General features: G+C 73.7%; 18 protein-coding genes. 12 read left to right on the top strand and 6 right to left on the bottom strand.

Annotated elements, in window-relative coordinates:
- Window positions 1-7: 7 nt before the first annotated feature.
- Window positions 8-445: a MarR family transcriptional regulator gene (locus ACFW6A_RS08795; protein WP_351841480.1), complete on the bottom strand. Its 438-nt coding sequence runs from the start codon at window positions 443-445 to the stop codon at window positions 8-10.
- Window positions 446-913: 468 nt separating this feature from the next.
- Between ACFW6A_RS08795 and ACFW6A_RS08790 the strand changes: the two genes are divergently transcribed.
- The 3 genes from ACFW6A_RS08790 to ACFW6A_RS08780 all read left to right on the top strand — a co-directional run bounded on the left by ACFW6A_RS08790 (window position 914) and on the right by ACFW6A_RS08780 (window position 4,236).
- Window positions 914-1,747, top strand: coding sequence for a lysozyme (locus tag ACFW6A_RS08790; protein ID WP_351841482.1), 834 nt, complete (start codon window positions 914-916; stop codon window positions 1,745-1,747).
- Between the two features lie 209 nt (window positions 1,748-1,956).
- The gene (locus ACFW6A_RS08785; protein WP_351841484.1) at window positions 1,957-2,841 is read left to right on the top strand and encodes a lytic polysaccharide monooxygenase; all 885 of its coding nucleotides are present in this window, start codon (window positions 1,957-1,959) and stop codon (window positions 2,839-2,841) included.
- Between the two features lie 243 nt (window positions 2,842-3,084).
- On the top strand, window positions 3,085-4,236 hold the full coding sequence (locus ACFW6A_RS08780) for a glutamate--cysteine ligase (RefSeq protein ID WP_351841486.1): 1,152 nt from the start codon (window positions 3,085-3,087) through the stop codon (window positions 4,234-4,236).
- Window positions 4,237-4,288: 52 nt separating this feature from the next.
- Here the strand turns inward: ACFW6A_RS08780 and lon are convergent, their stop codons facing one another.
- Window positions 4,289-6,700 carry an endopeptidase La gene (gene lon / locus ACFW6A_RS08775; RefSeq protein WP_351848901.1) on the bottom strand — a complete coding sequence of 804 codons (2,412 nt, stop codon included), beginning with the start codon at window positions 6,698-6,700 and terminating at the stop codon, window positions 4,289-4,291.
- 163 nt (window positions 6,701-6,863) lie between these two features.
- Here lon and ACFW6A_RS08770 point away from each other — a divergent pair, with 163 nt between their 5' ends.
- On the top strand, window positions 6,864-7,415 hold the full coding sequence (locus ACFW6A_RS08770) for a hypothetical protein (RefSeq protein ID WP_351848898.1): 552 nt from the start codon (window positions 6,864-6,866) through the stop codon (window positions 7,413-7,415).
- A gap of 92 nt (window positions 7,416-7,507) precedes the next feature.
- Here ACFW6A_RS08770 and ACFW6A_RS08765 read toward each other — a convergent pair whose 3' ends face one another.
- Window positions 7,508-8,149, bottom strand: a complete 642-nt coding sequence (locus ACFW6A_RS08765; RefSeq protein WP_351848896.1) for a TetR/AcrR family transcriptional regulator — start codon at window positions 8,147-8,149, stop codon at window positions 7,508-7,510.
- A 357-nt stretch (window positions 8,150-8,506) separates the two neighbouring features.
- Here ACFW6A_RS08765 and surE point away from each other — a divergent pair, with 357 nt between their 5' ends.
- The 6 genes from surE (at window position 8,507) to ACFW6A_RS08735 (ending at window position 16,718) form a co-directional block, all read left to right on the top strand.
- Window positions 8,507-9,589, top strand: coding sequence for a 5'/3'-nucleotidase SurE (gene surE, locus ACFW6A_RS08760; RefSeq protein WP_386639507.1), 1,083 nt, complete (start codon window positions 8,507-8,509; stop codon window positions 9,587-9,589).
- Window positions 9,590-9,809: 220 nt separating this feature from the next.
- A complete protein-coding gene (locus tag ACFW6A_RS08755) occupies window positions 9,810-10,493 on the top strand; it encodes a spermidine synthase (protein ID WP_351848890.1) in 684 nt (227 codons plus the stop codon).
- Between the two features lie 60 nt (window positions 10,494-10,553).
- Window positions 10,554-11,288, top strand: coding sequence for a response regulator transcription factor (locus tag ACFW6A_RS08750; protein ID WP_351848887.1), 735 nt, complete (start codon window positions 10,554-10,556; stop codon window positions 11,286-11,288).
- Window positions 11,285-12,379, top strand: coding sequence for an ATP-binding protein (locus ACFW6A_RS08745; protein ID WP_351848885.1), 1,095 nt, complete (start codon window positions 11,285-11,287; stop codon window positions 12,377-12,379). The genes ACFW6A_RS08750 and ACFW6A_RS08745 overlap by 4 nt, the downstream gene beginning before the upstream one ends.
- Window positions 12,380-12,648: 269 nt before the next feature.
- A complete protein-coding gene (locus tag ACFW6A_RS08740) occupies window positions 12,649-16,455 on the top strand; it encodes a multifunctional oxoglutarate decarboxylase/oxoglutarate dehydrogenase thiamine pyrophosphate-binding subunit/dihydrolipoyllysine-residue succinyltransferase subunit (protein WP_386639503.1) in 3,807 nt (1,268 codons plus the stop codon).
- Window positions 16,456-16,535: 80 nt separating this feature from the next.
- Window positions 16,536-16,718: a DUF6104 family protein gene (locus ACFW6A_RS08735; RefSeq protein ID WP_019075209.1), complete on the top strand. Its 183-nt coding sequence runs from the start codon at window positions 16,536-16,538 to the stop codon at window positions 16,716-16,718.
- A 168-nt stretch (window positions 16,719-16,886) separates the two neighbouring features.
- On the opposite strand, the gene ACFW6A_RS08730 is transcribed toward ACFW6A_RS08735, so the two are convergent.
- Window positions 16,887-17,702 (bottom strand): hypothetical protein, encoded by an 816-nt coding sequence (locus ACFW6A_RS08730; protein ID WP_351848879.1) that lies wholly within the window; start codon window positions 17,700-17,702, stop codon window positions 16,887-16,889.
- Between the two features lie 186 nt (window positions 17,703-17,888).
- Between ACFW6A_RS08730 and ACFW6A_RS08725 the strand changes: the two genes are divergently transcribed.
- Together ACFW6A_RS08725 and ACFW6A_RS08720 are read left to right on the top strand one after the other, a co-directional pair.
- Window positions 17,889-18,827, top strand: a complete 939-nt coding sequence (locus ACFW6A_RS08725) for a DUF4097 family beta strand repeat-containing protein (RefSeq protein WP_351848914.1) — start codon at window positions 17,889-17,891, stop codon at window positions 18,825-18,827.
- Between the two features lies 1 nt (window position 18,828).
- Window positions 18,829-19,761: a helix-turn-helix transcriptional regulator gene (locus tag ACFW6A_RS08720; protein ID WP_351848875.1), complete on the top strand. Its 933-nt coding sequence runs from the start codon at window positions 18,829-18,831 to the stop codon at window positions 19,759-19,761.
- Between the two features lie 21 nt (window positions 19,762-19,782).
- Here ACFW6A_RS08720 and ACFW6A_RS08715 read toward each other — a convergent pair whose 3' ends face one another.
- Entirely contained in the window at window positions 19,783-21,204 is a 1,422-nt protein-coding gene (locus ACFW6A_RS08715; RefSeq protein WP_386639499.1) for a cellulase family glycosylhydrolase, read from the bottom strand.
- Window positions 21,205-21,281: 77 nt separating this feature from the next.
- Window positions 21,282-22,247 carry a zinc-binding dehydrogenase gene (locus tag ACFW6A_RS08710; RefSeq protein WP_351848869.1) on the bottom strand — a complete coding sequence of 322 codons (966 nt, stop codon included), beginning with the start codon at window positions 22,245-22,247 and terminating at the stop codon, window positions 21,282-21,284.
- Between the last annotated feature and the right edge of the window lie 101 nt (window positions 22,248-22,348).

The following is a 22,348-nucleotide window of genomic DNA, read 5'->3' as shown; positions in this document are numbered from 1 at the left end:
CGCCGCCTCAGCCCTCGGAGCGCTGGTTGAAGTGGTGGAGCAGGCGGGCCAGTTCGGCGACCTCGGCCCGGTCCCAGTCGGCGAGCTTGCGGACGTACCGCTCGCGGCGGGCGTCCCGGACGTGGCGGAAGCGGTCGCGGCCCTCGTCGGTGAGCCGCACCAGGGAGGCGCGCCCGTCGGCGGGGTCCGGGTCTCGGGCGACCAGCCCGAGCTGTTCGAGGGCGCGCAGCTGGCGGCTCATCGTGGCCTTGCCGACGCCGAAGTACCCGGAGAGTTCGGTGGCCCGCTGCGGCCCGGCGTCGTCGAGCCGCACGAAGAGCCCGTACGCGGCGGGCTCCAGCTCCGGATGGACCTCGCGCGCCATCTCCCCCGACTGCGCGCGGGCCCGCCGCAGGAACACGGCGAGCTCCCGCTCCAGCGCGAGGAACTCCCGCTCGGCCGGCACACCGGGACCCCGACCGGCCCCGCGGCCCCCGGAGGCGGCGCCGGGCCCGGAAGCCCCGGAGGCGGTGCCGGGCGCGTGAGTCCGGGGCGCGTGAGCTTCGGAGGCGGCGCCGGGCGCGGACTCCCCGGGAGCGGGCCGGTCGCCGGGGGGCGTTCCGGGCGCGGACGCCCTGTCACCCGGGGTCCTCCCGGGCGCGGGGGCCCGGCCGGCCGGGGGCCGCCCGGGCGTGGCGCCGCCTTCACCGGTCGTACCGCCTGCGCGCACCCCGCACCTCCCACGCGTGTTTCGTCGGCTGAAAGTTTCCCGCTCCGGCGGGCATCGCCGCAGCTCCTTCAGTATTTCGCAGGAGTAGACCAACGGCGGAACCCGGACCCTCTTCCACCCCCGCTGTCTACGTGCGTAGAGTCGCCGTCGAGCACGTGACTGACATGTCCACACCACCCCCACCGACCCCTCGGGAGTCACGCCATGCGTGTGCGCAGATCCGTCTCCACCCCCCTGCTCGCCGGCCTCGCCGCCACCGCCCTCGTCCTGCCGCTCGCGGGCCAGGCCGGCGCCGCCGACCCCGCCGACCGCGCCGCCGTCCCCGCGCGCGGCACCGCCCACATGGGGATGGGCGTCCTCGAGCACGACGGGCGGGGCGCCGCCGCCCCCGGCGGCGTCTCGACCCTCGCCACCTGGACGGAGGGCGTCGACGTCGCCAGCCACCAGGGCAACGTCGCCTGGTCCACGCTGTGGAACAGCGGCGTCAAGTGGGCCTACGTCAAGGCGACGGAAGGCACGTACTACAAGAACACCTACTTCACGCAGCAGTACAACGGCTCGTACAACGTCGGCATGATCCGGGGCACGTACCACTTCGCCACCCCGGACACGACCACCGGCGCGGCCCAGGCCGACTACTTCGTCAACAACGGCGGCGGCTGGTCCAAGGACGGCAAGACCCTCCCCGGCGTCCTCGACATCGAGTGGAACCCGTACGGCGCCGCCTGCTACGGCAAGACCCAGGCCGGAATGGTCACCTGGATCCGCGACTTCGTGAACCGCTACAAGGCCCGCACCGGCCGTGACGCCGTCATCTACACGGCGACCAGCTGGTGGAAGCAGTGCACCGGCAACTACTCCGGCTTCGCCACCACCAACCCGCTGTGGATCGCGCGGTACGCCTCCGAGGTCGGCGAACTCCCGGCCGGCTGGCCGTACTACACGATGTGGCAGTACACCTCGTCCGGCCCGACGGTCGGCGACCACAACCACTTCAACGGCGACCTCTCGCGGGTCCAGGCGCTCGCGAACGGCTGACGCGGGGCCCGTACGACGGCGGCTCCGGGGGTGCGGCGGCACCCCCGGGGCCGCCGTTCCGCGTGCTCAGGGGCTTTTTCCGCGCATCCCCTTGCCCATTGGTATGGACCAATGCGAGTCTCTACCCCGGTCGCCCCGGATTCAACTTCCGTGTGCCCCGCGCGCGTTGCTCGTTCCGTACTCCCCCACGCACGAGAGAGAGCCCCCGCATGCCGTCCACCCGCCGTACCGCCGCCGGCGTCGCCGCCCTGTCCGCCGCAGCCGCCCTCGTCGGCCTCACCCCCACCACCGCCGCAGCCCACGGGGCCGTCTTCAACCCCGTGAGCCGGATCGCCGCCTGTTACGCCGAGGGCCCCGAGAGCCCCGACTCGCAGGTGTGCAAGGACCTCGTCGCCGACTCCGGCACCCAGCCGCTGTACGACTGGAACGAGGTCAACATCGCCAACGCCGACGGCAACCACAAGGCCCTCATCCCCGACGGCAAGCTCTGCTCGGCCAACCGCGAGAAGTACCGGGCCCTGGACTGGGCGCGCACCGACTGGCCCGCCACCGCCGTGAGCGCCGGCTCCTTCGGCTTCAAGATCCGCGCCACCGCCGCCCACTCCGGCACGATGACGATGTACCTCACCAAGGCCGGCTTCGACCCGACGCAGCCGCTGAAGTGGGCCGACCTCGACGCCACCCCGGTCGCGGTGTACAACACCCCCCGCACCGCCACCGACGGCTACTACGCCTTCACCGGCAACCTCCCGGCCCGCACCGGCCGCCACGTCGTCTACATGGTCTGGCAGCGCAACGACAGCCCCGAGGCGTTCTACAGCTGCTCGGACGTCACCTTCGGCACGGCCGCCGCCCCCGCCGCCGCGCCGAAGGCCCAGGCGCCCACCGAGGCCGAACTGGCCGCCGGCGCCGAGCTGTCCACGGTGAGCCACGCGGGCCACGGCGGCGACGAGCAGCCGCCGGCGCTCTCCGCCGAGGCCACCGAGGCGCCGGGCTCCCCGCTGCCGATGGCCCTGGCCGGCGCGGGCGCGCTCGCCGTCTTCGGCGCGGGCAGCCTGCTCCTCGGCCGCCGCCGCGACTCCTCCGCCTCCTAGGAGCCGGAGGCGGGCGGGAGGGGGAGGGCGGGACGGGGGTCCGCCCACCCCTCCGGCGCCCCCGGGGAAGCCCGCCCTCCCCCCTCCCGCCCACCTCGCCCCCCGGAGTCCGCTCCGGGGGGCGATTTCGCGTCATCTGCGGGAGGAAGGGTGGAAGCCGGGCGGTTCGTGGACAGCCTTGCTGAAAAGTCTGTTCGAACGACCGTCAGCGCACCACCGTCCGCCCGTGAAGGAGAGCGCTCCATGCGGAACCAGCAGCGGTGGGTCTACCACCGCGGGGAAGGGCTGCGCACGTTCGGCGTGGAGGAGGAGCTCCTCCTGGTCGACCCCGAGACCGGACTCCCCCAGCCCCTCGCCGGCACCGTCACCGAGATCGCCGCCTGGCACGCCGACGCCGGGCCGCGGACCGGGGGGCCGGAGCCGGCGAAGCCCGAGTTGTACTCCGAGCAGCTGGAGATCGGCACCGCCCCCTGCACCACCACCTCCCAGCTCGCCGACCAGCTGCGCCGGGCCAGGCTCGCGGCGGCCGCGGCGGCCGAGGAGGCCGGCGTGGCGGTCGCGGCGCTCGCGACCGCGCCCGTGGACTTCGGCCCGCTGCTCACCCCGGACGACCGCTACCGGCGGATCCACGACCGGTACGCCCGCCTCGTGGACGAGGAGTTCGCCTGCGCCTGCCACGTCCACGTCCACCTCTCCTCGCCCGAGGAGGGCGTCGGCGTCCTCGACCGGATCCGCCCGTGGCTCGCCCCGCTCCTCGCGCTCAGCGCCAACTCCCCCTACTGCCAGGGCGTCGACACCGGCTACGCCAGCTGGCGCCACCAGCTGTGGCAGCGCTGGCCGATGTCCGGCCCGAGCGAGCTGTACGGCGACGTGGACGCGTACGAGCGGACCACCCGCGAGATGCTCGCCAGCGACGTGCTGATCGACGACCACATGGTCTACTTCGACGCCCGGCTCTCCCGCCGCTACCCGACGGTGGAGATCCGGGTCGGCGACGTCTGCCTGGACCTGGAGGACACCGTCCTGCTGGCGGTGCTGGGCCGCGCCCTGGTGGAGACCGCGGCCCGGGAGTGGCGGCGGGGCCTGCTCCCCGACCCGGTCTCGACGGTGGTGCTGCGGCTCGCCGCCTGGCGGGCCAGCAGGTACGGCCTCGGCGGCGAGCTCCTCGACCCGCGCAGCTGGCGGCCCCGGCCGGCCGGCGAGGTGCTGCACGCCCTGCTCGACCACGTGCGCCCCGCCCTGGAGGAGGCGGGCGACCGCGAGCGCGCCGAGGCGGGCGTGGCGCGGCTGCTCGCCCGCGGCACCGGCGCGGACCTCCAGCGGGCCGCCCACGCGGGCGATCCCTCGCTGGCCTCGGTGATCGTCGAGGCCGTGCGCCGTACGACCCCGGCGTGAACGGACGGGGCCCCCGGCACGCGTGCGTGCCGGGGGCCCCGCGGGGCACGGGTCAGGCGGCCGCCACGACCGGGACCTCCGCCGGGGCCAGGGCGATCTCCAGGACCTGCCGGACGTCCGTCACCGGGTGGACCTCCAGCTTCTCCAGGACCTCGGCCGGGACGTCGTCCAGATCGGCCTCGTTCCGCTTGGGGATGACCACGGTGGTGATGCCGGCCCGGTGCGCGGCGAGCAGCTTCTGCTTCACGCCGCCGATGGGCAGGACCCGGCCGGTGAGGGAGACCTCGCCGGTCATGGCCACGTCGGTGCGGACCAGACGGCCGCTGAGCAGCGAGGCCAGTGCGGTCGTCATGGTGATGCCCGCGCTCGGGCCGTCCTTGGGCACCGCGCCCGCCGGGAAGTGGATGTGCACGCCCCGGTCCTTGAGACCGGTCACGGGCAGCTCCAGCTCCGCGCCGTGCGAGCGGAGGAAGGAGAGCGCGATCTGCGCGGACTCCTTCATCACATCGCCCAGCTGGCCGGTGAGGGTCAGCCCGGCGGCGCCGGTCTCCGGGTCGGCGAGGGACGCCTCCACGAAGAGGACGTCGCCGCCGGCGCCGGTCACCGCGAGGCCGGTGGCCACTCCGGGGACGGCCGTACGCCGCTCGGCCGGGTCCTGGGCGGACTCGGGCACGTGGTGCGGCCGGCCGATGAGGGCCCGCAGGTCCTCGGGCGTGACGGTGAACGGCAGCTCGCGGTCGCCGAGTTCGTGCTGGGCCGCGACCTTGCGGAGCAGCCGCGCGACGGCCCGCTCCAGGGTCCGGACGCCGGCCTCCCGGGTGTACTCGCCGGCCAGCTTCCGCAGCGACGCCTCCTCCAGGACGACCTCGCCGGGCTCCAGGCCGGCCCGCTCCAGCTGCCGGGGCAGCAGGTGGTCGCGGGCGATGACGATCTTCTCGTCCTCGGTGTAGCCGTCGAGGCGGACCAGCTCCATGCGGTCGAGGAGCGCCTCGGGGATGGCTTCGAGCACGTTGGCGGTGGCGAGGAACACCACGTCGGAGAGGTCGAGCTCGACCTCCAGGTAGTGGTCGCGGAAGGTGTGGTTCTGCGCCGGGTCGAGGACTTCGAGCAGGGCCGCGGCGGGGTCGCCGCGGTAGTCGGAGCCGACCTTGTCGATCTCGTCGAGGAGGACGACGGGGTTCATCGACCCGGCCTCCTTGACCGCCCGCACGATCCGGCCGGGCAGGGCGCCGACGTACGTCCGCCGGTGGCCGCGGATCTCGGCCTCGTCCCGTACGCCGCCGAGGGCGACGCGCACGAACTTCCGGCCCATGGCGTGGGCGACGGACTCGGCGACCGAGGTCTTTCCGACGCCGGGCGGCCCGACGAGGGCCAGCACGGCGCCGCCGCGCCGCCCGCCGACGACGCCGAGCCCGCGCTCGGAGCGCCGCTTGCGGACCGCGAGGTACTCGGTGATGCGCTCCTTCACGTCCTCCAGGCCGGCGTGCTCGGCGTCCAGGACGGCCCGGGCGCCCTGGATGTCGTACCGGTCCTCGGTCCGCTCGTTCCACGGCAGTTCGAGGACGGTGTCGAGCCAGGTCCGGATCCAGGAGCCCTCGGGCGACTGGTCGCTGGACCGCTCCAGCTTGTCGACCTCCTTGAGGGCGGCCTCGCGGACCTGCTCGGGCAGGTCGGCGGCCTCCACGCGGGCGCGGTAGTCGTCGGACTCCTCGCCGTCCTTCTCTCCGTTGAGCTCGCGCAGTTCCTTGCGGACGGCTTCGAGCTGGCGGCGGAGCAGGAACTCGCGCTGCTGCTTGTCGACGCCCTCCTGGACGTCCTTGGCGATGGTCTCGGCCACGTCCTGCTCGGCGAGGTGCTCGCGGAGCTGGGCGGTGGCGAGCCGGAGGCGGGCGATCGGGTCGGCGGCCTCCAGGAGCGCGACCTTCTGCTCGACGGTGAGGAAGGGCGAGTAGCCGGAGTTGTCGGCGAGCGCGCCGACGCCGTCGATCTGCTGGACGCGGTCGACGACCTGCCAGGCGCCGCGCTTCTTCAGCCAGCTGGTGACGAGCGCCTTGTACTCCGTGACCAGCTCGGTCACGGCTCCGGGCAGCGGGTCGGGCACGCTCTCCTCGACCGTGCTCCCCTCCACCCACAGCGCCGCGCCGGGCCCGGTCGTGCCGGCCCCGATCCGCACCCGTCCGATCCCCCGGATCAGCGCCCCCGGGTCCCCGTCCGAGAGCCGCCCCACCTGCTCGACGATCCCGAGCACACCGGTCGCGGCGTACGTCCCGTCCACCCGGGGCACCAGCAGCACCCGGGGCTTCCCCGTGCCGCCCCGGGCGGCGGCCTGCGCCGCCTCCACGGCGGCCCGGACGTCGTTGTCGGACAGGTCGAGCGGCACCACCATGCCAGGCAGCACGACCTCGTCGTCGAGCGGCAGCACAGGCAGCGTCAGCGGCACGGACGGCTTGGACTCAGAAGCCATGATCTCCCCTTCGGCAGTCAAGTTGAGCTATGCCGACTCAATGCATGTGAGCCCACGATTGTTCCCCGCGCTTTGTTCGCTCTGAGCGATCACCCCCGAAGCCCGCCCGCACCCCCGCGCGTTCCGGCTGCGCGGGAGGGCCGGGGCGGGCATGCTCGGGCGCATGGAGCGTGGTGCGGAGCGGCGGTTCGGGCGCGGGCGGGCGTGGGGCGCGGTGCCCCTGGTGGTGGCGGCGCTGGTCGTCGGGGTCGGCGGCTGCGCCGATGCCGACGGGCCGGCGGCCGGCGGGGGCGGGGGCACGGCGAGCACGGCCGGCCCGGCGGGCACCGGGACCGCCCCGGGGACCGAGGGGACGACGGCGGACCCCCGGTCCGGGGCGGTGCTGGTCGAGGTCGGGGTGAGCGGCGGGTTCGCCGGGGTGGACAACCGGCTGATGGTGCGGGAGGACGGCTCCTGGACCCTGACGTCCCGGGGCGGGGAGCCGCGCACCGGGCGGATGGGCGCCGAGGAGCTGGCCGAGCTGCGGGCCGCCCTCGAGGACCCCGCCTACGCGCGCGTGCCCGAGCGGCCGGGCGGGCGGCCGGTGGCCGACGGCTTCCGGTACGCCGTGACGCACCACGACCGGACGGTCTTCGCGGGCGACGGCGAGCGGCCCGCCGCCCTCCAGCGCGTCTTCGACGCCCTCCCCGGGGGCGGCCCGCCGACCTCCCCGTGAGCCGCCGGCGGCTTCCCGCGAGCCGCCGCCGACCTCCCCGGTGGCCGCGCGGCCCTCGCGGGCCCGGGCGCCGGAGGGCCGGGCGCGGCGGCCTACGCGTCGGCGGCCCGGATCGCCGCGTACTGGCGGCGGAGGTAGTCCCGCACCCGGGCGGGCATGTCGAGGGAGTCCGGGGCGAGGGCCCACTGGATCTGGAGGCCGTCCATGACGGCGAGGTACTCCTCGGCGATGCCCCGGCAGTCGATGCCGGGCCGGAGCTCGCCGCGGCGGACGGCCTCCTCCAGGCGCTCGACGCTGTACGCGAGCACGCGCGCGTACCGCTCCTTGAAGTACGCGTGGGCGGGGTGGCCGGCGTTCCCGGACTCGCCGACGAGGACGTTGAACATGCGGACGATGCCGGGGCGCCGGGTGTTGTCCTCGACCAGCCGGACCAGGGCGTCGAGGAAGGCCGCGTACGACTCCGGCTCGACGGCGAACAGGCGCTCGACGTCGTGCTCCTCGCTCTGCGCGAGGACCGAGAGGAGCAGGTCCTCCTTGCTGCGGAAGTGGTGCAGCAGGCCGCCCTGGGTGATGCCGCAGTCGTGGGCGATGCGGGCGAGGGAGGAGGCGTGGAAGCCCCACTTCCCGAAGTGGTCGACGGCGGTCTCCAGGATCAGCCGGCGGCGGGCGTCACCGACGGCGTAACTGCCGCGAGCTGGGCTTTTGGCGGGCGCGGCGACCTTCTTCTCCGGCATGCGGCCACCTTAGCCGCGGCCGCGCACGGGCTCCCGGGGACGTGATCCGGCTCACACGTGACAAACCTAGTACCCACTCGGTTTTCGCACTTAGCCTGAGCCCGCCGAGGCCGGCACCGCACCGGGAAAGCCCCGCGCGGGCCCCGGGCACGGCCCGGAGCCCGATCCGGGAGACCGGACGACGGATCCAAGGACGGCGGATCCGGGACGGGGGATCCGGAACGGGGCCCGGGACGGGGGATCCGGCCCCGGACCGCGGGGGTCCTGACGCCCCCTCGGACGATCCGGGGCCCGCCCGTGGGGGGCCGGGCCCCGGATCCCTTCCGATCTGTCATGCCCATGAAAGGACGCACCGCCATGCGCCGCACCGTCGCGCTGACCGCAGCAGTCGCACTCGCCGGCCTGGGCGCCACCGCCCACGCGAGCACTCCCGCCGCGGACCGGACCGCGGACCGGACCGCACCCCCGTCGCGCCCGCTCGCCGGCCTGCGGATCCTCCTCTCCAACGACGACTCCATGAGGGCCGCCAAGGCGAGCAACTCCGACGGCCTCGGCCTCTACGAGCTGCGGCGCGCGATGTGCGCCGCGGGGGCGGACGTCGTCGTGATGGCCCCCTGGCAGGTGCAGTCCGGCAAGGGCACGGCCGTGACCAACGGCGGCGCGCTCACCGTCCAGCGCCGTACCGCCCTGCCCGCCGGGTACGAGGACGACTGCGCGGGCGCGCCCTCCGGCGGGGCGGTCTTCGGCGTGTGCGTCGCCGAGGGCGGCTGCGCGCCGGACTCCCCCGGCGCCACCCCGGCGGACACCGTGAAGCTGGCGCTGCGCGGCGGCCTGGCGGCCAAGGCCGGCTGGCGGGGCGCCCCCGACCTGGTGCTGACCGGCATCAACTCGGGGCCGAACGTCGCCGCGAGCGTCAACGACTCGGGCACGGTCGGCGCGGCCGTCGCCGCGATCGACCAGGACGTCCCGGCGATCGCCTTCTCCTCCTCCGGCGACGAGAGCCAGCTGCACTTCCCGCGCGAGAACTACCGGGCGCACGCCGAGCTCGGCGCCCGTTTCGTCGCGGGCCTCAAGGAGCGCGGGCTGCTGACCTCCGCCTTCGCCCTGAAGGTCGACTACCCGGACGTCAGCGCCGGCCGGAAGGCCGGGGCCCCGGTGTGGACCCGGGTCGGCGACGGGGCGGTCGCCTACCACGCGTACGAACAGCGCGGCTCGGGCGACACCTTCGACATCGCCCTCGGCCTGTGCGAAGGGGGCGAGGGGGACGGGGTCGAGTGCGCCGAGAACCGCGAGGACGCCGACTCCACCTGGCTGCTGGGCAAGGGGCACGTCACCGTCGCCCCGATCACCTGGGACCGCACCTACGGCACCCCGGTCGACGCCAGGCGCGAGCTGAAGGCGGTCCAGCGGTACGTGGAGCGCGAGGCCCCGCGCCCCTGACGGGTCCGGGCGCCCGGGCTCCGCGCACCCGGGTCCCGGGCCCCGGCGGCCCCGCGCGCCGGGGTCCCGCCGCCCCCGGCTCCCCCGGGCCGCCGGGGCCCCGTCCGGCGGGGCGCAGCGTCACTCCGCGACTTCGTAACGTGTTTGTCGCGGGCGGGCGGGCTCGGCGAGGATGGCCGGGACTACGCGTACCGCACGACGAGACACGGAGTGACCGCCCATGAACAGCCCCGTCACCCTCGACCGCCGCCAGGGCCCGTACGGAGAGGTCGTCCTGCGGCGCCGGGACGCCGGGGACCGCACCGACTTCGAGATCATCGCCAACGGCACCTTCCTGATGGACACCTCCGACGGGCGCTCCGAGCGGCTGCTCGTGGACGCGGCGATGGAGGCGCTGCCCGAGCCGGTGCGGACCGGCGCGTCCGTCCTGATCGGCGGGCTCGGCGTCGGCTTCTCCCTGGCGCACGCCGCCGCGGATCCCCGCTGGGGGCGGATCGCGGTGGCCGAGCGGGAGGAGGCGATCATCGACTGGCACCGGAACGGCCCGCTCGCCTCGCTCTCCGGCCGCGCCCTCGCCGACGAGCGGACCGTGATCCTGCACACGGACCTGGTGGCGCACCTGGAGACCTCCACCGACACCTACGACGCCCTGTGCCTCGACATCGACAACGGACCGGACTGGACGGTCACCGAGGACAACGAATCCCTTTACGGGGCAAGGGGGTTGGCGTCGTGCGCCGCCCGGCTGAACCCCGGCGGGGTGCTCGCCGTCTGGTCGGCCCGGCCGTCCGCCGATTTCGAAGAGTCCTTGCGGAATGCCGGGTTCAGCGGGGTACGGACGGAAGAGGTCCCCGTTGCCCGGGGCGTCCCGGACGTGGTCCACCTCGGCATCCGTCCTGCGTAGCCGGGACGCCGCGGGTACCTCTAGGCTGCTGCACCGACATCGGCGACGCGAGGCGGGGCAATGGAGCAGACACACACCACTCACCAGGGTGCGGCCACTCCGGGGGCCCAGCGGCGCGTCCTGGTCGTCGAGGACGACGCGACGATCGTGGAGGCGGTCTCCGCCCGGCTGCGCGCGGAGGGCTTCCTGGTCCAGACGGCGACCGACGGCCCCGCGGCCGTGGAGGCCGCCGAGGCGTGGCAGCCGGACCTGATGGTCCTCGACGTGATGCTGCCCGGCTTCGACGGCCTGGAGGTCTGCCGGCGCGTGCAGGCCCAGCGCCCGGTGCCGGTGCTGATGCTCACGGCCCGGGACGACGAGACCGACATGCTGGTCGGGCTGGGCGTCGGCGCCGACGACTACATGACGAAGCCCTTCTCCATGCGCGAGCTGGCCGCCCGGGTGCACGTGCTGCTGCGCCGGGTGGAGCGGGCCGCGCTCGCCGCGGTGACCCCGCGCAGCGGGATCCTGCGCCTGGGCGAGCTGGAGATCGACCACGCGCAGCGCCGGGTCCGGGTGCGGGCGGAGGACGTCCACCTGACGCCGACCGAGTTCGACCTGCTGGTGTGCCTGGCCGGCACCCCGCGCGCGGTGCTCTCCCGGGAGCAGCTGCTGGCGGAGGTGTGGGACTGGGCGGACGCCTCCGGCACCCGGACCGTGGACAGCCACATCAAGGCGCTGCGCCGCAAGATCGGCGCCGAGCGGATCCGTACGGTGCACGGCGTCGGGTACGCGCTGGAGACCCCGGCGCCGTGAGCCGGCCGGGGCGGCGCCCGGGGGGGTCCAGGCGCCGGATCGCGATCTCGATCAAGACGAAACTGGGGGCGCTGGTCGTCGGCGCGGTGCTGCTGACCTCGGGACTGGCCCTGGTGGCGATCCGCACGTCCACCGAGTTCCGGTACATCACGATCTTCGCGATGATCGCGACCCTGCTGATCACGCAGTTCGTGGCGCAGTCGCTGACGGCGCCGCTGGACGAGATGAACACGGTGGCGGGGTCGATCTCGCGGGGCGACTTCTCGCGGCGGGTGCGGGGCGCGGACCGGCGCGACGAGCTGGGCGACCTGGCCTCGACGATCAACCGGATGGCGGACGACCTGGAGGCGGTGGACCGGCATCGCAAGGAACTGGTCGCCAACGTCTCGCACGAGCTGCGCACGCCGATCGCGGCGCTGCGGGCGGTGCTGGAGAACGTGGTCGACGGGGTCTCGGAGGCCGATCCGGAGACCATGCGCTCGGCGCTGAAGCAGACGGAGCGGCTGGGCCGGCTGGTGGAGACGCTGCTCGACCTGTCGCGGCTCGACAACGGTGTCGTACAGCTCCGGGCGCGCCGTTTCGAGGTGTGGCCCTATCTGTCGGGGGTGCTGCGGGAGGCGAACCTGGCCGCCGCGCAGCGCGGGCTGCCGTCGACGTCCGGTCTGCACCGGCGTACGGACGTGCACCTGCACCTGGACGTGTCGCCGTCCGACCTGACGGCCCACGCGGACGTGGAGCGGCTGCACCAGGTGATGGCGAACCTGATCGACAACGCGGTGAAGCACTCCCCGCCGCACGGCCGCGTGACCGTGCGGGCGCGGCGCGGCCCGTACCCGGAGTCGCTGGAGCTGGTGGTCGAGGACGAGGGTCCGGGCATCCCGGAGTCGGAGCGCCACAAGGTCTTCGAGCGGTTCAACCGGGGCACGGCCCCGGACCGGCAGGGGCCCGGGAGCGACGGCGGCACCGGCCTGGGTCTGGCGATCGCGCGCTGGGCGGTGGATCTCCACGGTGGCGGGATCGGCGTGGCCGAATCTTCACGCGGGTGCCGCATCCGGGTCACCCTTCCGGGCAGTCTTCCCCTCCGCGATTGACGTAGGGTTCGAACCGGAAGCGAACGTTCTGCGTGATCAGTGGCAGGACGTGGTCAGGGTGCGGCCGAAGGAGGCCGTAGCCCGCGCTTTTCCGTACCCTCACCGATGCGGAACCACGCTTGTTTCCCGCCATTCACGGCGTCGAAACACCCCGTCAAGTGTGACTTGCGCGACGTTGGAGTGCCCGGCCTGCGCGTCCCGCCGAGACAGGCGTAGCCTTTATTTCCGCTGTCCATCACCTTGCGAAGCGGAAGAGGGCGGTTGCCGCCGTGTCGTCTCAGTCCCCCAGTACCCCGAGCTCCCCGGCCGACCAAGACGGGCGTGGCGTGAGCCCCGCAGCCGCCTTCGGTGCCAACGAGTGGCTCGTCGACGAGATCTACCAGCAGTACCTCCAGGACCCGAATTCGGTCGATCGTGCCTGGTGGGACTTCTTCGCCGACTACAAGCCGGGTGCGGCGGAGACCCCGTCCGCCCCGGCCGCCACCACGACCGCGCCCTCGGCGCCGCAGGCGGGCCCCGCACAGGCCGCGCCTGCCGCTCCGACGGCCGCCGTCCCCGCCCCGGCCGCGCCCGCCGCCCCGGCTCCGGCCGCGACGCCGGCTCCGGCCGCCCCGGCGAAGCCCGCCGCCGCCCCGGCCGCCGTGAAGCCGGCCCCGGCCGCCGCCGCTCCGGCGCCCGCCCAGGCCGCCCCGGCCGCCGAGGCGCCCGCCGGCCCCGAGCTGATCACGCTCCGCGGCCCGGCCGCCGCCGTCGCGAAGAACATGAACGCCTCGCTGGAGATGCCGACGGCCACGTCCGTCCGCGCCGTCCCGGTGAAGCTGCTCTTCGACAACCGGATCGTCATCAACAACCACCTGAAGCGCGCCCGGGGCGGGAAGATCTCCTTCACCCACCTCATCGGCTACGCCATGGTGCAGGCCATCAAGGCCATGCCGTCGATGAACTACTCCTTCGCGGAGAAGGACGGCAAGCCGACCCTGGTCAAGCCGGAGCACGTGAACTTCGGCCTCGCCATCGACCTGGTGAAGCCGAACGGCGACCGCCAGCTCGTCGTCGCGGGCATCAAGAAGGCCGAGACGCTCAACTTCTTCGAGTTCTGGCAGGCGTACGAGGACATCGTCAAGCGCGCCCGCGTGGGCAAGCTGACGATGGAGGACTTCACCGGCGTCACGGTCTCCCTGACCAACCCCGGCGGCCTCGGCACCGTCCACTCCGTCCCGCGCCTGATGCCCGGACAGTCGGTCATCATGGGCGTCGGCTCGATGGACTACCCGGCGGAGTTCCAGGGCACCTCCCAGGACACCCTGAACAAGCTCGGCATCTCCAAGGTCATGACCCTGACGTCGACCTACGACCACCGGGTCATCCAGGGCGCCGCCTCCGGCGAGTTCCTGCGCATCGTCGCCAACTTCCTCCTCGGCGAGCAGGGCTTCTACGACGACATCTTCAAGTCGCTGCGGATCCCCTACGAGCCGGTCCGCTGGCTCAAGGACATCGACGCCTCGCACGACGACGACGTCACCAAGGCCGCCCGCGTCTTCGAGCTGATCCACTCCTACCGGGTCCGCGGCCACGTCATGGCCGACACCGACCCGCTGGAGTACAAGCAGCGCAAGCACCCCGACCTGGACATCACCGAGCACGGCCTCACCCTGTGGGACCTGGAGCGGGAGTTCGCGGTCGGCGGCTTCGCCGGCAAGTCGATGATGAAGCTCCGCGACATCCTCGGCGTGCTGCGCGACTCGTACTGCCGCACCACCGGCATCGAGTTCATGCACATCCAGGACCCGAAGCAGCGCAAGTGGATCCAGGACCGCGTCGAGCGTCCCCACGCGCGCGTGGAGCGCGAGGAGCAGCTCCGCATCCTCCGCCGCCTGAACGCGGCCGAGGCCTTCGAGACCTTCCTGCAGACGAAGTACGTCGGCCAGAAGCGCTTCTCCCTGGAGGGCGGCGAGTCCGTCATCCCGCTGCTCGACGCGGTCATCGACTCCGCCGCCGAGTCCCGCCTCGACGAGGTCGTCATCGGCATGGCCCACCGCGGCCGCCTCAACGTCCTCGCGAACATCGTGGGCAAGTCGTACGCGCAGATCTTCCGCGAGTTCGAGGGCAACCTCGACCCGAAGTCGATGCACGGCTCCGGCGACGTGAAGTACCACCTGGGCGCCGAGGGCACCTTCACCGGCCTCGACGGCGAGGAGATCAAGGTCTCCCTGGTCGCCAACCCCTCCCACCTGGAGGCGGTCGACCCGGTCCTGGAGGGCGTCGTCCGCGCCAAGCAGGACGTCATCAACAAGGGCGGCACGGACTTCACCGTCCTGCCGGTCGCCCTCCACGGCGACGCGGCCTTCGCCGGCCAGGGCGTGGTGGCCGAGACCCTGAACATGTCGCAGCTGCGCGGCTACCGCACCGGCGGCACGGTCCACATCGTCATCAACAACCAGGTCGGCTTCACGGCGGCTCCCGAGTCGTCCCGCTCCTCCATGTACGCCACCGACGTGGCCCGCATGATCGAGGCTCCGATCTTCCACGTGAACGGCGACGACCCGGAGGCCGTGGTCCGCGTCGCGCGGCTCGCCTTCGAGTTCCGCCAGACGTTCAACAAGGACGTCGTGATCGACCTCATCTGCTACCGCCGCCGCGGTCACAACGAGGGCGACAACCCGTCGTTCACCAACCCGCAGATGTACAACCTGATCGACAAGAAGCGCTCGGTGCGCAAGCTCTACACCGAGTCGCTCATCGGTCGCGGCGACATCACCCTCGAAGAGGCGGAGCAGTCGCTCCAGGACTTCCAGGGCCAGCTGGAGAAGGTGTTCGCGGAGGTCCGCGAGGCCACCGCCGCGCCGGCCGCGACGACCGTCCCGGACGCCCAGGCGGAGTTCCCGGTCGCCGTCACCACCGCGGTCTCCGCGGAGGTCGTGAAGCGGATCGCCGAGTCGCAGGTCAGCATCCCGGAGCGGGTCACCGTCCACTCCCGTCTGCTGCCGCAGCTCCAGCGCCGCGCGGCCTCGATCGACGACGGCACCATCGACTGGGGCTTCGGCGAGACCCTCGCCATCGGCTCCCTGCTGATGGAGGGCACCCCGGTCCGCCTCTCGGGCCAGGACTCCCGCCGCGGCACCTTCGGCCAGCGCCACGCGGTGCTCGTCGACCAGGAGACCGGCGAGGACTACACCCCGCTGCTCTACCTCGCCGAGGACCAGGCCCACTTCAACGTCTACGACTCGCTGCTCAGCGAGTACGCGGCGATGGGCTTCGAGTACGGCTACTCGCTGGCCCGCCCCAGCTCCCTGGTGATCTGGGAGGCGCAGTTCGGCGACTTCGTCAACGGCGCGCAGACCGTCGTCGACGAGTTCATCTCCTCGGCCGAGCAGAAGTGGGGCCAGACCTCCGGCGTCACCCTGCTCCTCCCGCACGGCTACGAGGGCCAGGGCCCGGACCACTCGTCCGCCCGCCCGGAGCGCTTCCTCCAGATGTGCGCCCAGGACAACATGACGGTCGCCATGCCGACGCTGCCGTCGAACTACTTCCACCTCCTGCGCTGGCAGGTGCACAACCCGCACCACAAGCCGCTCATCGTCTTCACCCCGAAGTCGATGCTGCGCCTGAAGGCCGCGGCGTCCAAGGTGGAGGAGTTCACCACCGGCGGCTTCCGCCCGGTCATCGGCGACTCGACCGTCGACCCGGCGGCCGTCCGCAAGGTCGTCTTCTGCGCCGGCAAGGTCTACTACGACCTGGAGGCAGAGCGGCAGAAGCGCGGCGACACGGAGACCGCGATCATCCGTCTGGAGCGCCTGTACCCGCTGCCGGGTGCCGAGCTCCAGGCCGAGATCGCCAAGTACCCGAACGCGGCGAAGTACATCTGGGCGCAGGAGGAGCCGGCGAACCAGGGCGCGTGGCCGTTCATCGCGCTCAACCTGATCGACCACCTCGACCTGGCGGTCGGCGCGGACATCCCGGCGGGCGAGCGCCTGCGCCGGATCTCCCGCCCGCACTCCTCGTCCCCGGCGGTCGGCTCGGCCAAGCGTCACCAGGCGGAGCAGCAGCAGCTGGTCAACGAGGTCTTCGACGCCTGACGTCGGCGCCTCGCGCGGAGGCCCGGCACCCCTCGGGGTGCCGGGCCTCCGGCCTGTCCGGGCGGCCTATCCTGGATCCCATGTACTTCACCGACCGTGGCATCGAGGAACTGGAGAAGCGGCGCGGCGAGGAGGAGGTCACCTTCGAGTGGCTCGCCGAGCAGCTGCGGACCTTCGTCGATCTCAACCCCGACTTCGAGGTGCCGGTCGAGCGCCTCGCGACCTGGCTGGCCCGCCTCGACGACGAGGACGACGACGAGTAGGACAGAAGCCGAGCAGGACAGACGCCGAAGGCCCCTCCCGGGCGGGAGGGGCCTTCGGCGTGCTCGGAGGTCAGCACGTGCGGGCCGGTACGCGCGGACCGGTGGTCGCGGGTCAGTGTGCGCGGACCGGTGGTCGCCGGTCAGCGCGTGTGGACCGGTGCGCGCGGGTCAGTGTGCGCGGAGGCGGTCGTAGGCGAGGCCCGCGGCGCCGTGGGCGACCAGGAGGGCTCCCGCCGCGGCCCAGCCGCCGCTGCGGCGGCCGAGCCCCCACAGGAGCAGCGGGACGCCCGCGGCGAGCTGGACGCCGCCGAGGGCGCGCGCCCTGGGGCCGCGTACGTACGGGCCGAGGGGGCCCTCCTCCACGACGTCGAGCTCGGCGCGGACGGCGTCGCGCCAGCCGGGCCATTCGGTCTCCTCGGCGCCGGCGGCGCGGGCGGCCTCGCGGAGCCGGTCGGCGGGCTCGCCGGGGTCGATGCCGGGGGGCAGTTCGAGACCGGTGCGGGCGAGGACGGCGACGAGGCCGAGGAGGCGGGTGCGTGAGTCGGCCTCGGGGTCGGGGAGGGTGAGCGGCTCCAGGGCCTGGACGTCGAGGACCGGGTCGAGGGCGAGGCGCTCGGCGAGGGTCCGCACGGCCTCGTCCTCGCCCGCCGGGGTGCCGTCGGCGAGCCAGGTGTAGCCGACGGTGCGGCGGAAGCCGGCGGCGAGGGTGACCCCGGCGCGGTCCCCGTCCCACCAGAGGGCGAGGACGGGCCAGCCGGCCGCGGAGACGGCGAGGGCGGTGGCCCAGCCGGTGACGACCCGCTCGACCGGCTCCTCACCGCCCTGCCACGGCTTCCCCTCCGGTACGAGGACGCTCCAGTCGGCGCCGGCGGGGGCGAGGAGCAGCGGCTCCCGCAGGAGCTGGGCGGGCGGCCGGACCGCCGGGGGATCGGCTCGGCACAGCAGCAGCGCCCCGGCGGGACGCGGTCCGGATGTCGCGTTCATGGCCCTACGCTAGGCCAGTTTGTCCGTGTACGGCGGTGATTGCACCGACCCTGTCAGGGTGGAATCAGGGTTGACTCCCTCACACCGCGATATATCGTGAATCTCGAAGTCGCGACAGGGTGTCGCGATATGTTGCGTCGCCGGGCGCCGCTCGACGAGAGCTTCGAGAAACGGGAGGTCAGCACCATGACCGAGTGGTCCGTCACCGAGCCGGTGAAACTCGCGCCCGCCGACCCCGTGACACGGCTGCGCGTCCGCGTCGTGGGCGGCGCGGTGAACGTGGTGGGCACCGACGAGAGCACGGCGCGGGTGGAGATCGCGGAGATCGAGGGCCCGCCCCTGATCGTCACCCAGGAGGGCTCCACGCTGACCGTGACCTACGAGGACCTGCACTGGAAGGGCCTCCTCAAGTGGATCGACAGCAGGGCCCACAAGCGGCGGGCGGTGGTCTCGGTCGCCGTGCCGGCCGGCGCCGAGGTCGAGGTCGGGGCGGTCACGGCGGACACCGTGGTCTCCGGTCTGCGCGGCCGCACCGAGGTGCGCGGGGTGACCGGGTCCACGACGCTGCTCGGGCTCTCCGGCCCGGTCCGCGCGGAGAGCGTCTCCGGCCCCCTGGAGGCCCAGTCGGTGACCGGAGCGCTGCGGATCGTCTCGGTGACCGGGGACGTGACCGTGATCGAGGGCTCCGGCTCGGCGGTGCGGGCGGAGACTGTCAGCGGGGACATGGTCCTGGACCTGGACCCGGCGCCGGCCGGGGCGCCGCCGGCCGACATCCGGCTCACCAGCGTCTCCGGCGAGGTCGCCGTCCGGCTGCCGCACCCGGCGGACGCCCGGGTCGAGGCGAGCACCACGAGCGGCGCGGTGTCGAACGCCTTCGAGGACCTGCGGGTGGGCGGCGAGTGGGGCGCCAAGTCCCTCTCCGGGACCCTCGGCGCCGGCAGCGGCACGCTCAGGGCGACCACGGTCTCCGGCTCGATCGCCCTCCTCCGCCGCCCGGAGGCCGCCGAGGACCCCGACGGCCCCGGAGGTCCCGGAGGTCCCGGGGGTCCCGAGGCCCCTGACACCCCCGAGGCGCCGGACGCCTCCGCCGATTCCTCCGCCCCCGCGCCCGGAAAGGTGCTCTGACATGTCCCCCGTCTTCGCCCACGGCCGACTCCGCCTCTACCTCCTCAAGCTGCTCGACGAGGCCCCCCGTCACGGCTACGAGGTGATCAGGCTCCTGGAGGAGCGCTTCCAGGGCCTGTACGCCCCCTCGGCCGGCACGGTCTACCCGCGGCTGGCCAAGCTGGAGGCCGAGGGGCTCGTCACCCACACCAGCGAGGGCGGCCGGAAGGTCTACTCGCTCACCGACGCGGGCCGCGCCGAGCTGGCCGGCCGGGACGCCGAACTCGACGCTCTGGAGCGGGAGATCCGGGACTCCGTCTCGGAGCTGGCCGCCGAGATCCGCGAGGACGTGCGGGGTGCGGCGGGCCGGGTGCGCAGCGAGATGCGCGCGGCGGCGAGCCGGACCCGGACCGCGGAGGGGGCTTCCTTCGCCGAGGTCAAGGAGGAGCTGCGCAAGGCCAAGCGGGAGTGGAAGGAGCAGGCCCGGCAGGCGAAGGAGGAGGCCCGCTCGGCGACGCTCCGGGCCGGCGAGTTCCAGCGGGTCGCCCAGCAGGTGCAGGAGGAGGTCCAGAACCGCTTCGCCAAGGGCGAGTGGCCGCAGAGCGTCCGGGAGGGCCTGTCGGGGATCACCGCCCAGCTGGGCGACCTCGTCTCGGGCCACCCCAGGGCCCGGACCGGCGCGGCGGGCACGTCGCCGGTCGACGCGCCCCTGGCGGACGTGACCCCGCCGGACGCGGCCGGGGAGGCCGGGGCCCCGTCCTGGGCGTGGGACGCGGCGGGGTCGGGCGACCCGGCCCGGGACCTGGACCGGCTGCTCGACCGGTTCCGGGACGAGGTGCGGGACGCGGCCCGCGACCACGGCGTGACGGACGCCCAGCTCGCCCGGGCCCGTGAGCACCTGGCCACGGCGGCCGTCCGCATCACCGGGATGCTCCGCCCCCGCGCGGAGTCCTGAGCGGAGGCCCGCCGCGCCGGGTCAGCGGGCCGCCGGACCGGTCCGGGTGACGGTGACGGTGACCCGGGCGCCCGGGGCGGCGAGGACCCGGACCCGGCCTCGGTCCCGGTCGCGCAGGACGAGCGCGCCGCGGGCCGCGACCTTCCAGTCGCCGGACGGCAGCGCCAGCTCGGTGACGCGGGAGCCGCGGCGGCCCGCGGCCTCGTACTCCAGGCGGTAGACGCCGGTCCCCGGCTCGTACGCGGCGGAGCGCACCCGGCCGGCGACGGCCTCCGGGTACGGCTCGGCGGTCAGCTCCTTGTTGGTGCGGAAGGCGCCGGTGCCGTCCACGGCGCAGTAGCCCCCGCCGTAGCACCAGACGTAGCCGGCCCAGCCGGAGGTGTAGCGGCCGAGCGAGGCCATGGCCTCGCGGTAGAAGCGGTTCATGTTCGGCAGGGAGTTGTTGAGCGGGCCCCACTCCCCCACCACCACGGGGACCTTGTACTCCTTGGGGTAGAGGGTGACGGCCTGCTCGTAGCTCTCGATCCATCCGGCCGCGGGGTCGTAGTCGGCGCCCGCCTCCATGCCGGTGTTGTAGAAGTGCGGGGCGTAGACGACCTTCGGGTCGTCGATCCGGCCGAGGCCGGTGGGCACTCCCTCGCCGACGATCGGGGTGGGCTCGACGAAGATCCAGGCGTCCCGGTCGGCCTCGCGGATGGAGTCGGCGATCCGGTTGTACATGGGGGTGAGCTGCTCGCGCTCGATGCGGCGGGCGGCGGTGGGCAGGTCCTCGCCCTCGCGGAGTTCCCCCATGGGCTCGTTGAGGGGGTCGTAGCCGAGGACGGCCGGGTGGTCGTCGAAGCGGTCGGCGAGCACCCGCCACATGCGGGCCTGGGCGCGGCGGAGGTCCTCGTCCTCGTAGAGGTGGGTGAAGGCGCGCTGGACGGCGGGCTCGAAGTACTCGGAGAACCAGTCGTCGGGGTGCGGGGTGAAGGGCAGTCCGTCGGTCCTGGTGGCCCAGGCGGGGATGCCCCGGTGGCCGAAGGCGGGGCCGAAGACGTCCTGATGGGCGTCGAGCAGCACCTTGACGTCGTGCTTCTCGGCCCAGTCGAGGATGCGCTCGATCTTGCGCAGATAGGTCTGGCTGTAGTGGCCGGGCCGGGGCTCCAGGTCGTCCCAGAAGACGAGGAGGCGGGCGAAGTTGTAGCCCTTGGCGCGCATGTCGCGGAAGTGCTTCTCCGTCACGGCGGAGAGGGCGGCGTCACCGCGGTTGGCCTTGTCCTCCACGTTCCAGCCGCGCAGGGTGAGGACGCGGCCCCGGGAGTCGGTGAGGTCGGGGATCCCGTCCGCGCCGGGATCGCCACCGGTGCGGGCTGCGGTGGCGGTGGCGGTGGGGGCGAGGGTGGCGAGCAGGGAGGCGGCGACGGCGGTCGCCACGAGGGTGGTGCGCGACAAGCGGGACACGGAGGCCTCCGGCACGGGGAAGTGAGCGTTGTTCACGTTTCACGTGCCGGAGATCCCATCAGGTCGACCGACCCGTATCAAGAGGTCGTCAGCACGATCTTTCCGAAGAGGTCGCCGGCGGCCATCTTCCCGAAGCCCTCGCGGGCCCGGTCCAGCGGCAGCACCTCGTCGATCACCGGGCGGATCCCGGTGGCCGCGCAGAAGGAGAGGAGGTCCTCCAGCTCGTCCTTGGTGCCCATGGTGGAGCCGACCACCTTCAGCTCCAGGAAGAAGATCCGGGTCAGTTCGGCGTGCGAGGGGCGGTCGCCGCTGGTGGCGCCGGAGATGACGAGGGTGCCGCCGGGACGCAGGGACTTGACCGAGTGCGACCAGGTGGCAGCGCCGACGGTCTCGATGACGGCGTCCACCCGGTACGGCAGCCGGGCCCCGGGCTCGTACGCCTCGATCGCGCCGAGTTCCACGGCCCGCTTCCGCTTGGCCTCGTCCCGGCTGGTGGCGAAGACCCGCAGGCCGGCGGCCTTGCCGAGGACGATCGCGGCGGTGGCGACGCCGCCGCCGGCGCCCTGGACGAGGATCGAGTCGCCGGGGCGGACCCCGGCGTTGGTGAAGAGCATCCGGTAGGCGGTCAGCCAGGCGGTGGGGAGGCAGGCGGCCTCTTCGAAGGAGAGCTCCTTCGGCTTGGGCAGCACGTTCCAGCGGGGGACGGTGACGCGCTCGGCGAAGGTGCCCTGGTAGCGCTCGGTGAGGATCGAGCGGGGCTCGTCCGGTCCGACGCCGTGGCCGGACTGGCCGATGACGGAGTGCAGGACGACCTCGTTGCCGTCCTCGTCGATCCCGGCGGCGTCGCAGCCGAGGATCATCGGCAGCTTCTCCTCGGGCAGTCCGACCCCGCGCAGCGACCACAGGTCGTGGTGGTTGAGCGAGGCGGCCCTGACGGTGACGGTGGTCCAGCCGGGACGCACCTCGGGCTCGGGGCGTTCGCCCAACTCGAGGCCGTTCAGGGGCTGGTCGCGGTCGATTCGGGCGGCGTAGGCAGCGAACATGGCCTTGACCCTAGGCGGCGACCGGGACCGCGCGTAACCACACGCCGGTGTGACGCGCGTCCCCTCCCCGGGCGTCGCTCCCCGGCTCCGTTCCGGCCCCG

Source organism: Streptomyces sp. NPDC058758 (assembly GCF_042746075.1).
GTDB lineage: Bacteria > Actinomycetota > Actinomycetes > Streptomycetales > Streptomycetaceae > Streptomyces.
This window is presented reverse-complemented; position numbering and strand designations above follow the sequence as displayed.

Bases quoted from the DNA above. Each gene is read 5' to 3' on its own strand.
- ACFW6A_RS08790 (WP_351841482.1), top strand. From the start codon at position 914: ATGCGTGTGCGCAGATCCGTCTCCACCCCCCTGCTCGCCGGCCTCGCC.
- ACFW6A_RS08785 (WP_351841484.1), top strand. From the start codon at position 1,957: ATGCCGTCCACCCGCCGTACCGCCGCCGGCGTCGCCGCCCTGTCCGCC.
- ACFW6A_RS08780 (WP_351841486.1), top strand. From the start codon at position 3,085: ATGCGGAACCAGCAGCGGTGGGTCTACCACCGCGGGGAAGGGCTGCGC.
- lon (WP_351848901.1), bottom strand. From the start codon at position 6,700: ATGGCTTCTGAGTCCAAGCCGTCCGTGCCGCTGACGCTGCCTGTGCTG.
- ACFW6A_RS08770 (WP_351848898.1), top strand. From the start codon at position 6,864: ATGGAGCGTGGTGCGGAGCGGCGGTTCGGGCGCGGGCGGGCGTGGGGC.
- ACFW6A_RS08765 (WP_351848896.1), bottom strand. From the start codon at position 8,149: ATGCCGGAGAAGAAGGTCGCCGCGCCCGCCAAAAGCCCAGCTCGCGGC.
- surE (WP_386639507.1), top strand. From the start codon at position 8,507: ATGCGCCGCACCGTCGCGCTGACCGCAGCAGTCGCACTCGCCGGCCTG.
- ACFW6A_RS08755 (WP_351848890.1), top strand. From the start codon at position 9,810: ATGAACAGCCCCGTCACCCTCGACCGCCGCCAGGGCCCGTACGGAGAG.
- ACFW6A_RS08750 (WP_351848887.1), top strand. From the start codon at position 10,554: ATGGAGCAGACACACACCACTCACCAGGGTGCGGCCACTCCGGGGGCC.
- ACFW6A_RS08735 (WP_019075209.1), top strand. From the start codon at position 16,536: ATGTACTTCACCGACCGTGGCATCGAGGAACTGGAGAAGCGGCGCGGC.
- ACFW6A_RS08730 (WP_351848879.1), bottom strand. From the start codon at position 17,702: ATGAACGCGACATCCGGACCGCGTCCCGCCGGGGCGCTGCTGCTGTGC.
- ACFW6A_RS08725 (WP_351848914.1), top strand. From the start codon at position 17,889: ATGACCGAGTGGTCCGTCACCGAGCCGGTGAAACTCGCGCCCGCCGAC.
- ACFW6A_RS08720 (WP_351848875.1), top strand. From the start codon at position 18,829: ATGTCCCCCGTCTTCGCCCACGGCCGACTCCGCCTCTACCTCCTCAAG.
- ACFW6A_RS08710 (WP_351848869.1), bottom strand. From the start codon at position 22,247: ATGTTCGCTGCCTACGCCGCCCGAATCGACCGCGACCAGCCCCTGAAC.